The 3,678-nt window shown below is 43.8% G+C and carries 5 protein-coding genes, 1 pseudogene and 1 riboswitch; of the genes and pseudogenes, 3 read left to right on the top strand and 3 right to left on the bottom strand.

From position 1 onward, the window contains the following. The first annotated feature begins 2 nt into the window (after positions 1–2). A complete protein-coding gene (locus A2F46_RS11420) occupies positions 3–515 on the top strand; it encodes an OmpA family protein (RefSeq protein ID WP_066570575.1) in 513 nt (170 codons plus the stop codon). Positions 516–729: 214 nt separating this feature from the next. Here the strand turns inward: A2F46_RS11420 and A2F46_RS12170 are convergent. Next, positions 730–903, bottom strand: a pseudogene (locus tag A2F46_RS12170) (ATP-binding protein); the annotation flags it as partial. A 145-nt stretch (positions 904–1,048) separates the two neighbouring features. Next, a riboswitch (Fluoride riboswitch) is annotated at positions 1,049–1,120 on the top strand. Positions 1,121–1,351: 231 nt separating this feature from the next. Here A2F46_RS12170 and crcB point away from each other — a divergent pair. Together crcB and A2F46_RS11410 are read left to right on the top strand one after the other, a co-directional pair. Beyond that, entirely contained in the window at positions 1,352–1,741 is a 390-nt protein-coding gene (crcB, locus tag A2F46_RS11415) for a fluoride efflux transporter CrcB (RefSeq protein WP_066570573.1), read from the top strand. A gap of 108 nt (positions 1,742–1,849) precedes the next feature. Then, a complete protein-coding gene (locus tag A2F46_RS11410; RefSeq protein ID WP_197457662.1) occupies positions 1,850–2,080 on the top strand; it encodes a DUF190 domain-containing protein in 231 nt (76 codons plus the stop codon). 396 nt (positions 2,081–2,476) lie between these two features. Here A2F46_RS11410 and A2F46_RS12370 read toward each other — a convergent pair whose 3' ends face one another. Together A2F46_RS12370 and A2F46_RS11400 are read right to left on the bottom strand one after the other, a co-directional pair. After that, positions 2,477–2,752, bottom strand: a complete 276-nt coding sequence (locus tag A2F46_RS12370; RefSeq protein ID WP_156471638.1) for a hypothetical protein — start codon at positions 2,750–2,752, stop codon at positions 2,477–2,479. 378 nt (positions 2,753–3,130) lie between these two features. Further along, positions 3,131–3,538 (bottom strand): DUF4878 domain-containing protein, encoded by a 408-nt coding sequence (locus tag A2F46_RS11400; protein WP_066570569.1) that lies wholly within the window; start codon positions 3,536–3,538, stop codon positions 3,131–3,133. Between the last annotated feature and the right edge of the window lie 140 nt (positions 3,539–3,678).

The raw sequence follows: 3,678 nt of genomic DNA, 5'->3' as shown, positions 1-3,678 counted from the left end.
CCATCCATTACCGCGTATTGAGCCTGAGCCTATTGCTCGGCCTAAGCAGCCTCACCCAGGCACGTGATGTTGACCACAAATGGTGCCCGCCAGAACAAGCTGCACCCGTTGCGGCGCAAACCGATCGCATCAATTTAGCCGCCGATGCCCTGTTCCAGTTCAACCAATCGGCCGCCCAAGACATACTGCCACAAGGTCGCGCCACACTGGACGCATTGGCCCAAACACTCACTAGCGGCTACGTCCGCGTGGACGGCATCCACATCACCGGACACACAGACCGTTTGGGCAGTGACACATACAACCAAGCCTTGGGCCAACGCCGGGCTGAGACCGTGAAAGGTTATCTGGCAGGCAAAGGCGTGCATGCCCCGATGAGCGTAGCCAGTGTGGGTGAGCGCGAACCGGTGACCACGAACTGCGTGGGTAGCCGAGCCACAGCGGCATTGAAGGCCTGCCTGCAGCCAGATCGTCGGGTGGTGGTGGATGTCACTGGGGTGAAAAAAGTGAAGTAGCAGGTAAAACGGTATATCGCGATTAAGCAACTGTGGTTAAACAAAACTATAGGGCTGCCGATGCTAGTTCAGGCAGCCTTAATTAATTTTGAATTCCCTTTAAATAATTTCAACGGCAATATCAAGATATTCAAATTTAACCTGTAGCGATGTCAAATATGCTTCACAAATGTGCCACAGTTATGGCCTAAAAATGGCTCACTTTAAGATAAATTTAACACCGATATGATTCGCTCCCTGTTTCAAATATTTCACAGTGATGCACCAATCTATCCAGTAAATCTGGCGTCAGCTTTTCACCTGCAAATAGCGTGACCCATCCGCTAAAAACTAGATTAGTCGTGATCACTAAAATGGTTCACTCACGAAGCTGGCTAATCAAATGAAATGATGGCCAATGATAAATTTTGCCCTCGTGAGAGCAATCACAATGCGTTCATCGCAACAATTCAAATGCCTACTTTGATGGAATGGTATTTCAAGGGGCATATTTTAACGTCTATATAGACACATCGGCATATATGCAGTAGTGTATACATATAGGAGATGACGTTCCTCCTCTTAACCGCAGCATTTCATGTGCTGCTGATGACGTCTACAGACACCTGACTGAAGTTAGGGCTGTAGGCTTTCGCGTTAACATCCTTTATTTTCGGTCAGTCCATTCATTTTAAGGCGACATGACCTATGAGCAAATTTTTTCATTCCCATCAAATAAAACAGCACTTAAATCACGCCTTCTCTTGTGCGAAATATAGGGTGCTTTCCCTATGTGACATAGTAATTGGATGCCATCATTACTTGCGCGAACTCGATAATTGCGAGGCCTATCTGTTATGACTCAATTTTATGCAATCCTTGCGATCGGCATAGGCTCAGCAATAGGCGCTTGGGTGCGCTATAGCCTGAGTTTGAGTATGAACGCGATGATGCCCCCAATCCCAATGGGTACTCTGGCTTCCAACCTGATTGCGGCCTACATAGTGGGTGCCGCTATTGCTTACTTCGGGTCTGCACCAAATCTGTCACCGAATTGGAGGTTATTCATAATCACTGGTTTAGCTGGTGGCTTGTCTACCTTCTCGACATTCTCTGCTGAGTTGCTGACCTTGTTACGCGATGGTCGCTTGGGGTGGTCTGCTAGCATGTTGGCTTTACACGTGTGTGGTTCATTGGCCATGACGTTGTTTGGGATGATCACTATTTCTCTTTTTCGTCACCAATGAGTTAAGGAGCTGCAATGAAAGGCTATCAACTTACTTTTTTCACCGAACAAAACCGTCGACATGGCCATACTCCTATCGGTGAATGGCTCTTAAAATTTGCCATGGAACATGGTTGCTGCAGGTGGAACCTTGGCAGGCGGTTCTGAGGGTTTTGATCATGAAGGTTTTTTCCATTCTGCTAAGTTCTTTGAACTTGCTGACCAGCCCTTGGCAATTACAGTTTCAGTGGATGAAACTAGATGCCAGCAACTGATGGACGCTCTTTCTAAGGAAGAGATCAATCTAGCCTACATAAAAATACCAGTTGAGTACGGGCATATAGGAAAAACGGCGAAGTGATTATGGTGGTGCCCATTTTGATGCTCATAACCTGAACCTCTGGGGTATGGGCAACAATGCATCCATCGTTACTTGATAAAACAGCAACCACGTGATCGTGTCTGCGTTTAAGCCTTCTTTGTGAACTGGACTTGGATAGTGTTCGCAGTGAGTATGCTTGAGTGTCAGCGGGAAGCGGCTGCCTACTTTTAACGGTTGTTTCAAATGTATGAGGGTGATGTGGTAGCTGCGGCTTGTAAGGCGGTGACTTAACCATTTAGCACACTCAACCCTTAAACAACACAGCTTCATCATATGAGGTTTAACGAATACAGGACCTATTTTTAAATCACACATTTTCTAGGTCACATTATTGATATTGGTACAGAATCTCAGTCCTTAATTCATGAGTAATTCTCATGGTTTATGATTTATTATATAAACAGTTTTGGTATCGGTATAACTCGCAAAAGCTTGCGGGAAAAGATACTCTCCCCTAAATAAAGGGATATCCAGATGTTGCCAGCGGGGTTGGAAATCGGGATGAATTTGCTGTATGGATTCAGCCAGTAAGGTAGTGCAATATAAATGGGGTTGATCCTTACTGGCTAAGACAAATGTCTGGCCAATCTGTTTTTGTGCAATTTGAGCAATCCGTAGTTTCTCTTCCGTAGATAAAAACATCGGACGCATAATTGCGCCATATTTCGCCCGATCAGGCTGAGGAAATGGTCCAATTGAGTGAGCATAACGGCATTAGCATTTTCTTCGCCATCATCGGTTGTCGCATGCAAAACCATAGGGGTTGGCTGCATTTGTACAATTATTCCGATATGAGAGTATTTGCTATTCCCTAAATATCGAATCCACTGACTATCAGATACAGTACCCATGCGTAACACCCAATCGCCGACTTCCAATGCTGGTAAATTCTTCAGATTTGCGACTTTAGACGGCTTCTGAACGGTGCCGATAATGGAAATTGATAGGGCACATCCTAATATCAAAATAACTGTAAATACCCGTTTTATCATGCTATCAAAAAGCCTACCGAAGCAGGCCTATTTTCAATCAAAATTTTAATTTCCAGCCATTATCAGTATCAATCAAACGAACTAATTCTTGCTTAGGTTTGCCTGAATTTTTAAAAGAGATGGTAACCAAAACCTCCGCAGTTTTTTTATCTTCTGAATACTTTGGCTCACCTACTGAAATACCCTTAACGCCGCCATTCTTTTCAGCGTTCTCTTTATCGTGCATCACGGCCTGCTTTACCTTGCCACTAACCATATCTTTTAAACCTGGTTCATCTTTATGCTTATCAGAGATATGCACCATGGAAATCACAGTATCGCTATCACCTGCATAAACAGCATCAACATATTTTTTCGCCGCCGCTTCTGGACTGGATGAACCACCACAACTGGAGATAAAAAAAGCAATACAAAAAACAGAAAACAACTTTGCTATAAATTTCATTATCTATTCCCTTTACTATGTTAATATTTGTTAAATGATATCGTCATTAGAATAAAAATGCAAATTCAATCTATTTTTTTTCTGAAAAAAAGAAGTCACCGCACTGGCGCGTATCAATATATGAATAAGGTCTATGAAGT

Source organism: Snodgrassella sp. CFCC 13594 (assembly GCF_001590725.1).
GTDB lineage: Bacteria > Pseudomonadota > Gammaproteobacteria > Burkholderiales > Neisseriaceae > Snodgrassella.
This window is presented reverse-complemented; position numbering and strand designations above follow the sequence as displayed.

Excerpts from the sequence above, each read along its gene's own strand:
- A2F46_RS11410 (WP_197457662.1), top strand. The coding sequence starts at position 1,850 with ATGGTTGCTGCAGGTGGAACCTTGGCAGGCGGTTCTGAGGGTTTTGAT.
- A2F46_RS11400 (WP_066570569.1), bottom strand. The coding sequence starts at position 3,538 with ATGAAATTTATAGCAAAGTTGTTTTCTGTTTTTTGTATTGCTTTTTTT.
- A2F46_RS12370 (WP_156471638.1), bottom strand. The coding sequence starts at position 2,752 with ATGCGTCCGATGTTTTTATCTACGGAAGAGAAACTACGGATTGCTCAA.
- crcB (WP_066570573.1), top strand. The coding sequence starts at position 1,352 with ATGACTCAATTTTATGCAATCCTTGCGATCGGCATAGGCTCAGCAATA.